12 protein-coding genes are annotated in these 14,562 nt (G+C 55.3%); 8 read left to right on the top strand and 4 right to left on the bottom strand.

Annotated elements, in window-relative coordinates:
- Positions 1–75: 75 nt before the first annotated feature.
- Positions 76–945 (top strand): NAD(P)H-hydrate dehydratase, encoded by an 870-nt coding sequence (locus tag A7P99_RS02005; protein ID WP_067686332.1) that lies wholly within the window; start codon positions 76–78, stop codon positions 943–945.
- Between the two features lie 89 nt (positions 946–1,034).
- On the opposite strand, the gene A7P99_RS02000 is transcribed toward A7P99_RS02005, so the two are convergent.
- The 3 genes from A7P99_RS02000 to lon all read right to left on the bottom strand — a co-directional run bounded on the left by A7P99_RS02000 (position 1,035) and on the right by lon (position 5,787).
- Complete coding sequence (locus A7P99_RS02000) at positions 1,035–2,576, bottom strand: peptidylprolyl isomerase (protein ID WP_067527711.1); 1,542 nt, start codon at positions 2,574–2,576, stop codon at positions 1,035–1,037.
- 307 nt (positions 2,577–2,883) lie between these two features.
- A complete protein-coding gene (locus A7P99_RS01995) occupies positions 2,884–3,189 on the bottom strand; it encodes an HU family DNA-binding protein (protein WP_161802039.1) in 306 nt (101 codons plus the stop codon).
- 159 nt (positions 3,190–3,348) lie between these two features.
- On the bottom strand, positions 3,349–5,787 hold the full coding sequence (gene lon, locus A7P99_RS01990; protein WP_067686329.1) for an endopeptidase La: 2,439 nt from the start codon (positions 5,785–5,787) through the stop codon (positions 3,349–3,351).
- 279 nt (positions 5,788–6,066) lie between these two features.
- On the opposite strand from lon, the gene mnmC reads away from it, so the two are divergent.
- From mnmC to A7P99_RS01960, 7 genes are all read left to right on the top strand, one after another.
- A complete protein-coding gene (gene mnmC, locus A7P99_RS01985; RefSeq protein ID WP_067527709.1) occupies positions 6,067–7,617 on the top strand; it encodes an FAD-dependent 5-carboxymethylaminomethyl-2-thiouridine(34) oxidoreductase MnmC in 1,551 nt (516 codons plus the stop codon).
- Between the two features lie 344 nt (positions 7,618–7,961).
- The gene (locus tag A7P99_RS10375) at positions 7,962–8,237 is read left to right on the top strand and encodes an SMI1/KNR4 family protein (RefSeq protein ID WP_231863701.1); all 276 of its coding nucleotides are present in this window, start codon (positions 7,962–7,964) and stop codon (positions 8,235–8,237) included.
- 68 nt (positions 8,238–8,305) lie between these two features.
- Positions 8,306–9,763 (top strand): phosphatidylserine/phosphatidylglycerophosphate/cardiolipin synthase family protein, encoded by a 1,458-nt coding sequence (locus A7P99_RS01980; protein ID WP_067446940.1) that lies wholly within the window; start codon positions 8,306–8,308, stop codon positions 9,761–9,763.
- A 633-nt stretch (positions 9,764–10,396) separates the two neighbouring features.
- Positions 10,397–11,278, top strand: a complete 882-nt coding sequence (locus A7P99_RS01975) for a metal ABC transporter substrate-binding protein (protein ID WP_067446938.1) — start codon at positions 10,397–10,399, stop codon at positions 11,276–11,278.
- Entirely contained in the window at positions 11,278–12,204 is a 927-nt protein-coding gene (locus A7P99_RS01970; RefSeq protein WP_067446936.1) for an ATP-binding cassette domain-containing protein, read from the top strand. The genes A7P99_RS01975 and A7P99_RS01970 overlap by 1 nt, the downstream gene beginning before the upstream one ends.
- Complete coding sequence (locus A7P99_RS01965; protein WP_067438956.1) at positions 12,198–13,073, top strand: metal ABC transporter permease; 876 nt, start codon at positions 12,198–12,200, stop codon at positions 13,071–13,073. The genes A7P99_RS01970 and A7P99_RS01965 overlap by 7 nt, the downstream gene beginning before the upstream one ends.
- Complete coding sequence (locus A7P99_RS01960; RefSeq protein WP_067438959.1) at positions 13,066–13,920, top strand: metal ABC transporter permease; 855 nt, start codon at positions 13,066–13,068, stop codon at positions 13,918–13,920. The genes A7P99_RS01965 and A7P99_RS01960 overlap by 8 nt, the downstream gene beginning before the upstream one ends.
- Before the next feature lie 87 nt (positions 13,921–14,007).
- Here the strand turns inward: A7P99_RS01960 and A7P99_RS01955 are convergent, their stop codons facing one another.
- Positions 14,008–14,475: an RDD family protein gene (locus A7P99_RS01955; RefSeq protein ID WP_167508171.1), complete on the bottom strand. Its 468-nt coding sequence runs from the start codon at positions 14,473–14,475 to the stop codon at positions 14,008–14,010.
- Positions 14,476–14,562 lie beyond the last annotated feature (87 nt).

Here is a 14,562-nt window from a genome sequence, read left to right as displayed (position 1 = left end):
TATTCGGCGTAATGGCCGTACTCTCGGTATGCCGTTTGCTTGGCATTTGTCTAATTGAATAACACGAGGTTTGATATGGCAGATTTATCCCAGCAGTTGGCGCAGTGGCAGCATACTGCCCGTTTCCGTTTCCCCCTTTTAATCAAACCACGCGCGGAAGACAGCCATAAAGGCACGTTCGGCACGGTGGCTGTGGTGGGCAGCGCGGCCGGCATGGCCGGCGCCGGTGTGCTGGCGGCCAGTGCGGCCTTGAAAGGCGGGGCGGGCAAAGTATGGCTCGGTTTTGCGCAAAACAGCCTGCCGATACCGTATCTGCCTAATTATCCGGAAATCATGATCACCACCGCCGCGCAGCTGGTGCAGCGGCGCGACATCAGCGTTTACGCTATTGGCTGCGGCTTGGGCATGAGCGATGCCTCGCGTCAGCTGTTGGAGCAGACCACGGCAGCGGCCATCCATACTGATGCACCGCTGCTGCTGGATGCCGATGCGCTGAACCTGCTGGCGGTAGAAACAATGTTTTTGCCCAATAATGTGGTGCTTACACCTCATCCGCTGGAAGCGGCACGCCTGCTGGGTATTACAGTGGAAGAGGTGCAGGGTAACCGCTATTTGGCGGCCTCCAATATTGCCGAGCGCTACGGCAGCTATGTGGTGCTCAAAGGTGCGAAAACCTTGGTGTGTACGCCAGACGGGCGGATTGTGTATGAAAACGACAGCGGCAACCCCGGCTTGGCCACCGCCGGCAGCGGCGACGTATTGAGCGGTCTGATGGCTGCCCTGCTGGCACAACATCTGCCCATGCAAGATGCGGCCTGCGCGGCAGTATGGATGCACGGCACGGCGGCAGAGCTGCTGGCTGCCCGAGGCATCGGCCCCATCGGCCTGACGGCGGGCGAGATTGCCGATGCGGTGCGTGAGCTGCACAATCTGGCAGCGGGTTAAGCTGAATCGTCGGCTTGCTCCAAGTATAATTGCAGCAATAGAAAGGCTACCTGAAACTTTCAGGTAGCTTTTTCAAGCGGCAAAATCAATCAGTTTTCATCCCGATCCAATTTCTGCGAGCCATGCTGTATCGGGTATTTGCGTTGCAGCACTTGCAGATATTGACGGTAGAATGCTTCAGTATTGCGCCCAGCAACTTGTTGGCGCAGCTCCGGCAACTGCTGTTTGCTGTTTTCCGGCAGGCTAATGGCGCGTACCTCCACCAAGGCGGCATTACCGTTGGGCAGGGTAATCACTGCGTAGCCGGGTTTGCCGTTTTGCGGATGGGCTTTCACGATGGCGGCAAAGTTTTGCAGGCCAACGGCTTGTTGCAGCTGGGTGGCACTGGCTTTTTCCGGATTGCTCCATTGCAGGTTATCCACTGCCTTACCGGCTTGCAGATTGCTCAAGGCTTGAGCAGCGGCAGCTTGTGCCAGCTTGGCACTCTCCACGGCCACATAATCCTTACGCACCGCTTCCTTGGCTTCTTCAAAGCTTTGATTGCGGGCCTTGCTCACATCGGTAGCACGCAACACGCGCAATACGCCGTTGCCCATATCCAATACTTCAGAATTGTGACGGCGCTCGATCACCTCGGCGCTGAACATGGCTTCCTGCACGGCTTGCGGCAGCTTGGCGGCGGCAGCTTCGGGCTGGCTGAGCCATTCTTCATGTTTTTGCAGCGGCAGCTTCATTTCCTGCGCTACTTTTTGCAGGCTGTCCGGATTGTCGAAAGCCAATTGTGCCAACTGCTCGCGTGCATTGCCCAAGGCTTGTGCGGCTTTGCGTTGACGCACGCTCTCTTCTAACAGAGCTTTCACGCTCTCAAACGGCGGTTTGGCTTCGCTGGCGACGGTGGGCAGATTGCGGTAGGCTTCTTGCAATTCCTGCGCGCTCACAGTTTGCTGTTTGGCCAGCTCTTCCACGTTCAAATCAACAAACTCAAGTTTCACTGCCAAAGGCAAGGCATATTTGGCTTTGTTGGCTTCAAAATAGCTGTGCAAGGCGGCATCAGTAGGCTGTACTTTGCTGGCAAAATCGGTCGCATTGAAGGGCGCAGTACGCAGCTCGCGCTCGCTGCCGGTAAGAGCAAGGATTTGGTTTGCCTGGCTGTCGCTAACGATATTGCCGTTGCTCAGCAGGCTGATAAGGGTTTGGCGGCGGTATTGGCTGCGCATTTCGTCAATCAGCCGGTCTTCAGTAATACCTCTTTGGCGCAGGTAAGCTTGAAATTGCTCGGAGCTGAATTGGCCGTTGACTTGGAATGAAGGATCGCGCGTAATCACGCCCTTGATTTGCTCAATAGAAAGTTCTCCAACGCCCAGTTCTGCCGCACCCTGATCGAAATAGGCCTGCTGCACCAGCGATTGGTAAACATCGTCTTTGCTGATGGGTTGGTCGCTATGGCGCGGCGCTTCCCTTAACAGTTCCTGCACTTGATCGGCAGTGATGTGGGTGTTGCCGATTTTGCTGATATAGCTGCTGTGCATACCAGAAGTGAGGGTTTGAGCACCGAATCCCACAAAGGTAACAGTAATCAGCCCCAGGAGCACTTGAGACAGGCGGCGGTGTTTTTCGACGATGGCAAACATAAAAATAAAAAGGAAACGTGGTGAAAATTAAATGCAGTATTGTAACGGTTCTGCGGGTGGCGGGCTATAGCGAATTAACTTAACTTTCTCGATGGCCTTGGCTGACTTTACTGCACTGTGAATATCATCTGCGGTTCGCTGCCTTGTATCGAAAGCAAATTTAATCCGCGATATAACTCCAAACAGTTTATTTAATGCCAGAATCCTCCGCTGCACTGCCAAGCATAAGAGGCTACCTGAAAACATAGGCAAGAAAAAAGACAGGCAGAAAGCCCTGTCTTTTTTCATTTATGCAAGAAGGTGCGGTTTACAGCGCGTCTTTCAACGCTTTACCTGCACGGAATTTCGGAGATTTGGCGGCTGGAATAATCAGTTCTTTACCAGTTTGCGGGTTGCGGCCTTTACGTTCGGCGCGCTCGCCCACATAGAAAGTACCGAAGCCCACCAGAGTTACGGTGTCGCCTTTTTTCAGAGCGGTGGTAACAGCCTTGGTAAAACCATCCAGTGCCTTGCCGGCAGCAGCCTTGGAAATGTCAGCTTCCTTGGCAATCGCTTCAATCAATTCAGACTTGTTCACGTTAAGTCCCTTTCTAGTTGAGGAGTAATGAAGAATCGGCCGATTGTGGTCGGCACCAATGCGTTTGTCTGCAACAGGCTGCTTTATAGCAAGTTCAAAATCATCGGTCAAGCAAATAAACGGCTGGCAGGCGGCTATTTTCAGCTAAAGTGGCAGGTTTGCGCCTTTCACACAACAAAGCCTGCCACTTTCTCCCTAATGCTTGGTGGCGTGGCCGCCGGATTTCGCCGGGGTTTTCGGTTCGGCCGCAAGCATGTCCTGCCAAGGTTGCGGCTGGTATTCCAGGCCGAAGGAGAGCACTTCGTCAATCCAGCGCACCGGATGGATTTCCAGCCCTTCTTTCACGTTTTGCGGAATTTCTTCCAAATCTTTCACATTTTCCTGCGGAATCAGCACATGCTTGATGCCGCCGCGCAGAGCAGCTAGTAGTTTTTCCTTCAAACCGCCGATGGGCAATACTTCGCCACGCAGAGTGATCTCACCGGTCATGGCCACGTCGGCACGCACGGGAATACCGGTGAGCGAGGACACGATGGCCAGCGTCATACCGATACCGGCGCTGGGGCCGTCTTTGGGCGTAGCACCTTCCGGAACGTGCACATGAATATCGGTTTTTTCGTAGAAATCCGGTGCAATGCCCAATACTTCGGCACGCGAGCGCACCACGCTCCAAGCGGCAGAAATAGATTCCTGCATCACATCACCCAGCTTACCGGTGCGCAAAATATTACCTTTGCCTTTGAGCGCAACAGCTTCGATGGTAAGCAGCTCGCCGCCGACTTCTGTCCACGCCAGGCCGGTAACCTGGCCGACACGGTTTTCGTTTTCGGCCACGCCGTAATCGAAGCGGCGCACACCGAGGTATTCGTGCAGGTTGGCGGCATCCACCACCACGATTTGCGGCGCAGCAGCGCGTTTGGTGTTGGCTTTTTTGTCTTGCTCCAATACCTGCTTCATCACCACCTTACGGCAAATTTTGGCGATTTCGCGGTCAAGCGAGCGTACGCCGGCTTCGCGGGTGTAGTAGCGGATGATGTCTCGTACTGCGCTTTCTTGAATATCGATTTCGCCTTTCTTCACTCCGTTCCGTTCAATCTGCTTGGGCACGAGATATTGCATGGCAATATTTACTTTTTCGTCTTCGGTGTAGCCGGAGAGTCGAATAATTTCCATGCGATCGAGCAGCGCGGACGGGATGTCCATGCTGTTGGAAGTGGCGAGGAACATTACGTTGCTCAGGTCGAAATCCACTTCCACATAGTGGTCGGCAAAGGAGTGGTTTTGCTCCGGATCGAGCACTTCCAACAGCGCACTGGCCGGATCGCCGCGGAAATCGCGGCCGAGTTTGTCGATTTCGTCCAGCAGGAACAAGGGATTGTTCACGCCAGCTTTAATCATATTCTGCATGATTTTGCCTGGCATCGAGCCGATGTAGGTACGGCGGTGGCCGCGGATTTCGCTCTCGTCATGGATGCCACCCAAAGCCATGCGCACATATTTACGGCCGGTGGCCTTGGCAATAGATTGACCAAGCGAGGTTTTGCCCACGCCGGGCGGGCCCACCAGGCACAGAATCGGACCTTTGAGCTTGTTCATGCGTTTTTGCACCGCCAAGTATTCCAAAATACGCTCTTTTACCTTTTCCAAGCCATAGTGGTCGGCATTGAGCACCAAATCGGCCTGCACAATATCTTTGCTAACCTTGCTTTTCTTCTTCCACGGAATGTCTACCAGCGTTTCGATATAGTTGCGCACCACGGAAGACTCAGCCGACATCGGCGGCATCATGCGCAGCTTTTTCATTTCGCCCAGCGCTTTTTCTTCCGCTTCCTTGCTCATGCCGGCTTCACGCACCTGCTGTTCAAGTTGGTCGAGCTCTTCGCGTTCATCGCCCTCGCCTAACTCTTTCTGAATCGCTTTTACCTGCTCGTTCAGATAATAGTCGCGCTGGGATTTTTCCATCTGCCGCTTCACCCGGCCGCGGATGCGTTTTTCCACCTGCAAAATGTCCAACTCGGCTTCCAGCTGGCCAAGCAGGTGTTCCATGCGCTCGGCCACATCGGTGATTTCCAAAATCTCCTGCCGCTGCTCCAACTTGAGCTGCAAATGGGCGGCAATGGTGTCCACCAGGCGGCTGTGGTCGGTGATGCCGTGAATGGTGCCGGCCACTTCGCCGGGGATTTTCTTGTTGAGCTTGATGAACTGGTCGAACTGCGCCAAAAGCGTACGGCGCAGGGCTTCGTAGTCGTGGCTATCAGTATTTTCTTCGGCAGCCAGCACTTCAATTTCGGCTTGGAAATAATCGCCGCTGTCGTTCACGGCCAATGCGCGGGCGCGCTGCATGCCTTCCACCAGCACTTTTACCGTGCCATCGGGCAATTTCAGCACTTGCAGGATATTGGCCAGCGTACCGATGGTGTGTAAATCGTCTGTGCCGGGGTCTTCGTTGGCCGGATTTTTCTGCGCCAAAAGGAATACCGGCCCGTCTTGCTCGATGGAGGCATCCAGCGCGGCAATGGATTTGGGGCGGCCGACAAACAGCGGCAGCACCATATGCGGATACACCACCACGTCGCGCAGCGGCAACATCGGCAAGGTGCGGATTTCAGCGGGGTTATGCTGGGATTGGGTCATTATCTTCTCGGTTATTGTTTTCAGTTGAATAGGATGGCTAAAGCTTCATTGCCCGGCAAATTGGGGGCAGCCAAGCGCATTTCAAGCATTCGGAGAAGTTTAGTTTGTAAAAGGCTACCTGAAAACTGGCAGCGGTTTGAATTTTGTTGACACTAGGCTTTCAGGTAGCCTTTTGCCTGATGCCGCCGAAACGCGCCAAGCCAAAGTTGCCGCCACCAGCTGCTTCTGTCTATACTGCCTCCCGTCTCCCATTCCCGCCCGCACCAGCCGGCAAACGCCATGACCACCCCCGCCCTCATCTGGCAAGGCATCCCCGCCGAACAAGAGCTTGCCGCCGCCATCTCCCAGCATCCCCGTGCTGCCTGCATTTTTCTCAGCGACGATTTTTCAGGTAGCCTCCATGAGCCCGATAAAAGCTACCTGAAAAGTTGCGCCGCCTTCGCCGCCAACTTTATCCCCGCCGATGCCAACCCGCTGCAACGCGATATTTATCTGCTGCCCGCCGCCGCGGCCGCCGGGTTGGCGCAATACGGCTTCGGCGAACTGGTTTGGCAAAACAGTTCGCCTGTACCGCAACAGGCTAGCCCAAGCAAGCCCTGGCAAATTGCCCCGCCGCCCATCCCTGTGGAACGTGTACTGATTATCGGCGGCGGCATTGCCGGCGCGGCCACCGCCCACGCCCTCGCCCGACGTGGCATCAGCAGCCTAATCCTCGAGCAAAACAATCAGCCCGCCCGCGCCGCCTCCGGCAACCGGCAAGGCCTGCTCTACGCCAAAATCTCCGCTCACCCCACCCTACAAACCCGCCTCCTGCTCGGCAGTTACGGCTACAGCCGCCGCCTGCTCGAACACCTTCTGCCCAATAGCCCGGATTGGCAAGCCTGCGGCGTGCTGCACCTCAACCACAATCAGAGCGAAATCCGCCGCAACCGCGAGCTGGCCGAGCAACGCGCCAACCGCCATCTTTATTACGCCGTCAGCCCCGCCGAGGCCGAAGCACGCTCCGGCATCCCGCTGGGCGGGCAGAGCGGCCTGTTTTGGCCGCAGGGCGCTTGGCTCAACCCGCCTTCCTTCGCCGCCGCCCTGCTCGAATCCCCCCACATCCGGGTACTCACGCAACACCACCTCACCAATCTGCAACGCCACGGCAGCGAATGGCGGCTTGCCGTGCAAACGCCGCAAGGCATGCAGACTTTTTCAGGTAGCCACATCGTGTTCTGCTGTGGCGCCGAGCAATTGGCCGACATCCTGCCCGAAGCCCTGCCGCTGCAATTCATCCGCGGCCAAACCAGCCTGGCCGATGCCTCGCCCTTCAGCCGTCGGTTGCGCTGCGCCCTGAGCGCCGATGCCTATATTTCGCCGGAATATCGTCATCAGCACTGTTTCGGCGCCAGTTTCGTGCCCAACGAGCAAAGCAGCGAGTTGCGTGCCGCAGAAGACGACGGCAACCACGCCAAACTGGCGCAACTCTCGCCCGAACTCGCCGCCGCCCTGCCCGCCTACCAATCCGGCCATGCCGCCGTGCGCGCCGACTGCTACGACCATCTACCCGCCGTGGGCGCGTTGGGCGACTGGGCAGCGATGCGCGTGCAATACGCCAAACTCTCCCATGATAAAAACTACCGCCTGCCCGACCTGCCCTGCCCCCACCTGCCCGGCCTGTTTGTGAACAGCGGGCACGGCAGCCGCGGCCTCGCCACCGCCCCGCTGTGTAGCGAACTGGTAGCTGCACAGCTATTGGGGCAGCCGCTACCAACCGAACCAGAAGTGGCCGCCGCCCTCGCTCCCAACCGACTATTGATCCGCCGCATTATCCATCGGCAAACTTAAAGGCTACAGGCTACCTGAAAATGTAATAGCAGCAGAATAGTCTTTCGTTGCGCTACTGGCTTGATTTGCCCCATATGGCCAGCTGGAATGCCTGCAAATCCTTTTGCAAGCATATTTCATTGAAGAACTATTGAAGGAATAAAGCAATGTGGTATCAATCATTTGAATTTCACGACCGACACCCTCCTGCCACGCCAAACGACATTGCCGCACTCCGTGCCCCTTTGCCCGAAGCCGAACACGCCAATGCATTAAACTATCTTGAATCTTACGCAGCACAACTTAGCGCCACCGGATATTGCCTGCCGCCCCACTTTATATATCCCCAATGAGCTAATGCAGCTTTGGCAATATTCCGTGCGCGGCGGTATCACGGGCAATGGGCAGGATTTTGGCTACTCTCACCAGCAGAAATTGTATCTTATTATTTTAGCTACCAGTTCTGGTATTACGCGCCTAATTTGCTGCCGATTGCATTCAATGGTGGAGGCGTGTTCTATTGTTACGATTTCGGGCAGCTCAACCCTTTAATTGTGATGAAAGACTCAGGCTCAGATTACCTAGACGTTCCTGTTGGCAGCAGCCTTGCCGCCGTGCTGGCTCAAAAATTGGATTACTAGATAGCAAACCAATCTGGTTAAAAGGCTACCTGAAACTTCAAACAAACCAAACCCACACGAAATACACCATGCCCAACCGCACCCTCCTCCTCGACCACCCGCAGCCGTTGCTTGACCAGCTGCATGCGCGCTCCAGCAGCAGCGAAATGCATGGCGGCAACAGCGTGCAACTCTTGCAAGACAGCCGCGAGAACTTTCCCGCCTGGCTGGAGGCGGTGGCTGCTGCCGAGCATTATGTGCTGATTGAAATGTATATTTTCGCCGCCAACGATTTCGGCGTGCGGCTGCGCGATTTGCTGGTGGAAAAATGCCGCCAGGGCGTGAACGTGGTGCTGGTGTACGATTGGATCGGCAGCCTGTGGCCGGCTGTGTGCCGCTTTTTTGAACCGCTCAAGCAGGCCGGCGCGCAAGTGGTGGCCTACAACCCGCCTGGTTTTGCCAGCGGCATCGGCCTGCTCTCGCGCAACCACCGCAAATCCTTCGTGATAGACGGCCACACCGCCTTCGTGAGCGGATTGTGTGTGTCTTCCGCCTGGGAAGGCAATCCGGCCACAGGCGTGGCGCCGTGGCGCGATACCGGGCTGAAACTGCAGGGGCCGGTGGTGGCCGAAGTAGCGCAGGCTTTGTCCGACACGCTGCGCTCGCAAGGCGAAAGGCTACCTGAAAACATCACCCCTTATGACGGCACCGCCGCTGGTACGGTGCGCGCCGGCGTGGTGGCCACCACGCCCAGCAACAACAATATGATGCGGCTGGATTTGAACGCGCTGGCACTAGCGCGGCGCAACCTGTGGCTTACCGATGCCTATTTCATGCCCACCCGCCTCTACACTCAAGCCCTTATCAACGCCGCCAACGACGGTGTGGACGTGCGCATCCTGGTGCCGCGCACTTCCGATATACGCTGGATAGGCCGCGTGTCGCGCATCCGCTACCGCAGCCTCTTGGAGGCCGGTGTGCGCGTGTTTGAATGGGACGGCCCGATGATTCATGCCAAAAGTGCCATTGCCGACGGCCAATGGGCGCGCGTGGGCTCGACCAATCTCAACTTTGCCAGCTGGTATCTCAATCGTGAATTAGACGTGGTAATCGAAGACGCAGTGGTGGTGTACCAGTTGGAGCAGATGTTTCTGCAAGACCTTACTAACGCCACCGAAATTGTGCTCAACAGCAGTGAACGCCGTGCCGCCCTACGCCGGCGCCACCAAGTGCTCTCCAAGAAGCGGCACAGTCGCCAGAGTGCCCAAGCAGCAGCACGCCAGCTGCTGCAGCTTTCCAGCATGTTTCGCGGCAACTTCTACGGCACGCGCACGGTGGATGAAAACGAAGCCAAATCCTACCTGAGCCTGGGCATTGGTATGCTGGCACTGGTGCTGCTGCTGTGGTTTGCGCCTTATCTGTTGGTGGTGCCTCTGATATTCCTGCTGCTGGCCGGTGGGCTTTCCACCACCGTCCACGCTGTGCGCCAATTGTGGCGCTTCCGCCGCCACAAGCGCACTAGTAAGGTAGATCGTCCAGTTGAATAGAAGGACTACTTGAAACAACTTTTTGATACAGCTAAGGCTGGGTTCTGCGAAACTAAAGCGTTAGCTTCAATGAAGTTATAATTGAAGCATATTTTTCATGCAAGGCGGCAAGCTGCAAACAACGCAGTAGTACGGCAAACCAATGCAAATGCAGTAGGAAGAAATAAAAGTTTTAGCTAAAAAAACCTGATTTTCAATTTTCAGGTAGCCTGTCCGGACAAAATTAACACAAGATAACAAAGCAGACGGTAAAAACAGTAAAAACTGTTTGCTAGTCTGGTTGGGTTGCTTCATTTAAATTGGCAAAGAGGCTATTGCATATGGCAATGATTGTTAGCACGGCACGGTAAAATGCGAATAAAATAATCCCGTATACAGTATAGACCTGTTTTGTTTCTGTTGGTTTTTCCTGTTGTTATATAAAATCCATAATAAAATAATTGATAATAGTTGTTATTTGCGCTAATATAGTAAAATTCCTGAACCTGATACAAGGCGGCGAGTTGCAGGCAGTACAGGAGTACAGTTAAAGCGAGCCAAATGAAGTATCTGTTTCAGGAATTTTACTATAGCAGGCAAAATCTTTGCTTTAGTTGTCCATTTAATTAGCTCAACTTAATTTAGGAGAAAACAATGCGCCGATTATTATCTGCATTCTGTCTGTTGGCCGCCTTGGGCTTTGCTGCACCGGCCTATGCTAAATTCAAAGTGGTTACCACCTTCACCGTAATTCAGGATATTGCCCAAAACGTGGCGGGCGATGCGGCCGTGGTGGAATCGATTACTAAGCCGGGCGCAGAAATCCACGATTACCAGCCCACACCGCAAGACATTGCTAAAGCCCAATCTGCCGATTTGGTGTTGTGGAACGGACTGAACCTGGAACGCTGGTTTGAGCGGTTCTTCCAAAACGTGCGCAACAAGCCGGCAGTGGTGGTAACGCAGGGTATTGTGCCGATGTCAATTCACGAAGGTCCTTATCGTGGCACGCCCAACCCGCACGCTTGGATGTCTACCCGCAACGCCTTAATCTATGTGGAAAACATTAAAAACGCACTAATTAAGTACGACCCGCAAAATGCAGCAGCGTACACCCGCAATGCCGCCGCTTATGCCCAGCGTATCCGCAACCTAGACCGCCCTTTGCGCGAAAAACTGGCACGCGTGCCGCAAAATCAGCGTTTCTTGGTAACCAGCGAAGGCGCGTTCAGCTATCTGGCACGTGATTATGGTTTCAAAGAAGTGTATCTGTGGCCGATTAACGCCGAGCAGCAAGGTACGCCGCAGCAGGTGCGCCGCGTGATCAACACTGTGCGGCAAAATCATATTCCGGTAGTGTTTAGCGAGAGCACCGTATCGCCGCGCCCGATGCAGCAGGTATCGCGCGAAACCGGTGCCAAATACGGCGGTGTGTTGTATGTGGATTCGCTTTCCGCCAAAAACGGCCCGGTGCCGACCTACCTCGACCTGCTCAACACCACGGTTTCCACCATTGTTAGAGGATTTGGAAAATAATGTCTGAACAAGCCGCCTCCATCAGCGTTGAATCGGTAACGGTTCGCTACAGCAACGGCCACACGGCCATCCGTGACGTGAGTTTCACGCTGCAAGGCGGCACTACCTGCGCGCTGGTGGGCGTAAACGGCAGCGGCAAATCCACCCTGTTTAAAAGTCTGATGGGGCAAATTAAGCTGAAGTCGGGCAACATCCACCTGTGCGGCCTGCCCGTACCACAGGCGCTCAAGCGCAACCTAGTGGCCTATGTGCCGCAGAGCGAGGAAGTGGATTGGCAATTTCCCGTGTCGGTGTACGACGTGGTGATGCAGGGGCGCTATGGCTACCTGAATTTCTTGCGTCTGCCTAAGGCGGAAGACAAACGTAAGGTGCAGGAAGCTATGGAGCGGGTAGGCATTGCCCATTTGGCACAGCGGCAGATCGGCGAACTCTCCGGTGGGCAGAAAAAACGCGTCTTTCTGGCGCGCGCGCTGGCGCAACAGGGCAAGATTATCTTGCTGGACGAGCCGTTTACTGGCGTGGACGTGAAAACCGAAGACGCGATTGTGGATTTGCTCGGCCAGCTGCGCGAGCAGGGGCATCTGATTTTGGTGTCTACCCACAACCTCGGCATGGTGCCGGACTTCTGCGACCAAGTGGTGATGATCAACCGCACCGTGCTGGCTGCCGGCTGCACTGAGCACACTTTCAACCAACACAACCTCGAGCTGGCCTTCGGCGGCGTGTTGCGCCACTTCCGCCTCTCCGGCAGCGATTTGCACGATGACGAAGATAGCCGTGTACTCACTGTACTTACCGACGACGAACGCCCCGCCGTGTTCTACGGCCAAGCCAAAAATGATCCACCAGCCGTACCTTGCTGCAGCGATGCCCAAGGCAGCGGCGCGGAGCAGGAAAACGGCAGTGAAGGGGAAAGTTCATGCTAGAGATGCTGCTGGAGCCGTTTGCCTATGAATACATGGTGAAGGCCATCGTGCTGAGCGCGGCGGTGGGTGGTATGTGCGCGTTTTTGTCGTCTTATTTAATGCTCAAAGGCTGGTCGCTGATTGGCGACGCACTATCGCACTCGGTGGTGCCTGGCGTGGCGGTTACCTATGCGCTCGGCTTGCCCTATTCTGCCGGCGCGTTTGTATCCGGCATTTTGGCAGCACTGTCGATTTTGTGGATACGTGCCATCACGCAGCTGAAGGAAGACGCGGTGATCGGCTTTATCTTCACCACTTTTTTCGCCATCGGCCTGTTTATCGTGTCGGTGAACCCGACTGCGGTAAACGTGCAGGAAATTGTGTTGGGCAATATTTTGGGCATTGCCGACGAAGATATTTTTCAGGTAGCCATCATCATTGGCGTATGCCTGCTGTTTCTGCTGCCCACTTGGAAAAACTTGCTCTTGGTGTTTTTTGACGAAACTCAAGCCGTGGCTGTCGGCCTCTCGCCACTGCGCTATAAAATTTTGTTTTTCTGTCTGCTCAGCGCCTGCGTGGTGGCTGCGCTGCAAACTGTGGGTGCGATTTTGGTGATTGCCATGGTGGTTACTCCTGGCGCCACCGCCTACTTGCTTACCGACCGCTTCGGCAAACTAGTGCTGATTGCCGTATCGCTCGGCATACTTACCTGTGCCCTGGGCGCCTACATCAGCTTTTTCCTCGATGGTGCCACCGGCGGCGTGATTGTGTCCCTGCAAAGCCTGCTGTTCCTGTTCTCCTTCGTGTTTGCGCCCAAGTACGGCCTGTTGCGGCAAAAATTCGGCGCTGCGCCACAGGCAGCCGAAGAAACGGAGGCCGGCTATGTCTGAGCTGATCAACTGGTTTGCCACGCCGCTCGCCTTCCCCTTCATGCAGAACGCCCTGCTCACCGCGCTGATTGTATCCATCACATGCGGGCTGTTGTCCTGCTATCTGGTGCTCAAAGGCTGGTCGCTGATGGGCGACGCGGTGTCGCACGCCGTGCTGCCCGGCATTGTGCTTGCCTTCGTGTTCGGTATCCCGCTGCAAATCGGCGCATTTGTCTCCGGCCTGCTCTGTTCCGTGGGAGTAGGCTACCTGAAAAACAACAGCCGCCTCAAAGAAGATACCGTGATGGGCATCGTCTTCTCCGGTATGTTTGCGCTCGGTCTCGTATTGTTTACTAAAGTAGAAACCGACCAACACCTCACCCACATCCTGTTCGGCAACGTGCTGGGCGTGAGCCGCGAAGAGCTGCTGCAAACCTTCGCCATCTGCACCGCCGTGGCCTTGGTCATGCTGCTCAAACGGCGCGACTTCATGCTCTACTGTTTCGACCCTGCCCAAGCGCGCATCGCCGGCCTATCCCCGCAGCTTCTGCATTACGGCCTACTTGCCTTGCTTGCCCTTACCATCATCACCGCCATGCAGGTGGCCGGTGTAGTGCTGGTGGTGGCCATGCTCATTTCCCCCGGCATCACCGCCTTCCTGCTTACCAAACGCTTTGAGCACATGATGATCATCGTCATGGCCGCCTCCGTTCTCACCTGCCTCGCCGGCACCCTGCTCAGCTACCACATTAACTCCGCCACCGGCCCCAGTATCGTGATTTTGCAGGCTATCCTATTTCTGCTCGCCCTCATCTGGAGCAAACTGCGGCAGGCGTTTGGCAAGGAGGAAGTAGTAGAGGCTAGCTGAAACCTCGCCACAACAAGTTTCATATCCGCCCACCATAATACGAAAGGCTACCTGAATGATTCAGTCAGCCTTTCGTTATGCCGGCACTCACACCTTCACCACCAAAGTCTGCAACATCAAATCCTGCGGCGTTTGATAATTGCCGCGCTTGCGGCATAGCATAATCAGGTACAGCAATTGCACAGCACAATAGATAATGTGGCCCAAACCCAGGCCGCTGAGCAGCCCGCATAGCGAAAGCAAAACGGCAAAGAAAAACACTTCGCGCGCCAGCACATATTTAGCAAAGCCCGGGTTCTCGCCGGTATCCGTAATCACACGGATACGCAGGATTTTCTGGCCGATACTCTGACCGCTTCGACTCATGATAACAGCCTGCCAGAGAAATGACAGCACAGTTAGACAACCAATGATTAGTATAGAATCATACAACCACAGCAATTTGGCACGTGCATATCGTGGGTTCGCACCAACCGTTATGGTAAGAATGAAAAATATAATAGGCAGGATGCGGTCGATTGCCCCGGCCAGCAAGCGTTGCCACGGCTCGGCCAACTCTACTTCCTTCATCCGATCCGCTGCCTGCGGTGCGGCTTCTGATTGAGGAGGCCGATAGGCTTGGCGGAAGTTTTGCATGGTTTG

The organism is Eikenella sp. NML120348 (genome assembly GCF_001648435.1).
Classification (GTDB): Bacteria; Pseudomonadota; Gammaproteobacteria; order Burkholderiales; family Neisseriaceae; genus Eikenella; species Eikenella exigua.
The sequence above is the reverse complement of the archived record's forward strand: the minus strand, read 5'-3'. Positions and strand labels throughout refer to the sequence as shown.

What these genes read in the sequence shown, in the direction of transcription:
- A7P99_RS02005 (WP_067686332.1), top strand. Translation starts at nt 76, where the DNA reads ATGGCAGATTTATCCCAGCAGTTGGCGCAGTGGCAGCATACTGCCCGT.
- A7P99_RS02000 (WP_067527711.1), bottom strand. Translation starts at nt 2,576, where the DNA reads ATGTTTGCCATCGTCGAAAAACACCGCCGCCTGTCTCAAGTGCTCCTG.
- lon (WP_067686329.1), bottom strand. Translation starts at nt 5,787, where the DNA reads ATGACCCAATCCCAGCATAACCCCGCTGAAATCCGCACCTTGCCGATG.
- mnmC (WP_067527709.1), top strand. Translation starts at nt 6,067, where the DNA reads ATGACCACCCCCGCCCTCATCTGGCAAGGCATCCCCGCCGAACAAGAG.
- A7P99_RS01980 (WP_067446940.1), top strand. Translation starts at nt 8,306, where the DNA reads ATGCCCAACCGCACCCTCCTCCTCGACCACCCGCAGCCGTTGCTTGAC.
- A7P99_RS01975 (WP_067446938.1), top strand. Translation starts at nt 10,397, where the DNA reads ATGCGCCGATTATTATCTGCATTCTGTCTGTTGGCCGCCTTGGGCTTT.
- A7P99_RS01970 (WP_067446936.1), top strand. Translation starts at nt 11,278, where the DNA reads ATGTCTGAACAAGCCGCCTCCATCAGCGTTGAATCGGTAACGGTTCGC.
- A7P99_RS01965 (WP_067438956.1), top strand. Translation starts at nt 12,198, where the DNA reads ATGCTAGAGATGCTGCTGGAGCCGTTTGCCTATGAATACATGGTGAAG.
- A7P99_RS01960 (WP_067438959.1), top strand. Translation starts at nt 13,066, where the DNA reads ATGTCTGAGCTGATCAACTGGTTTGCCACGCCGCTCGCCTTCCCCTTC.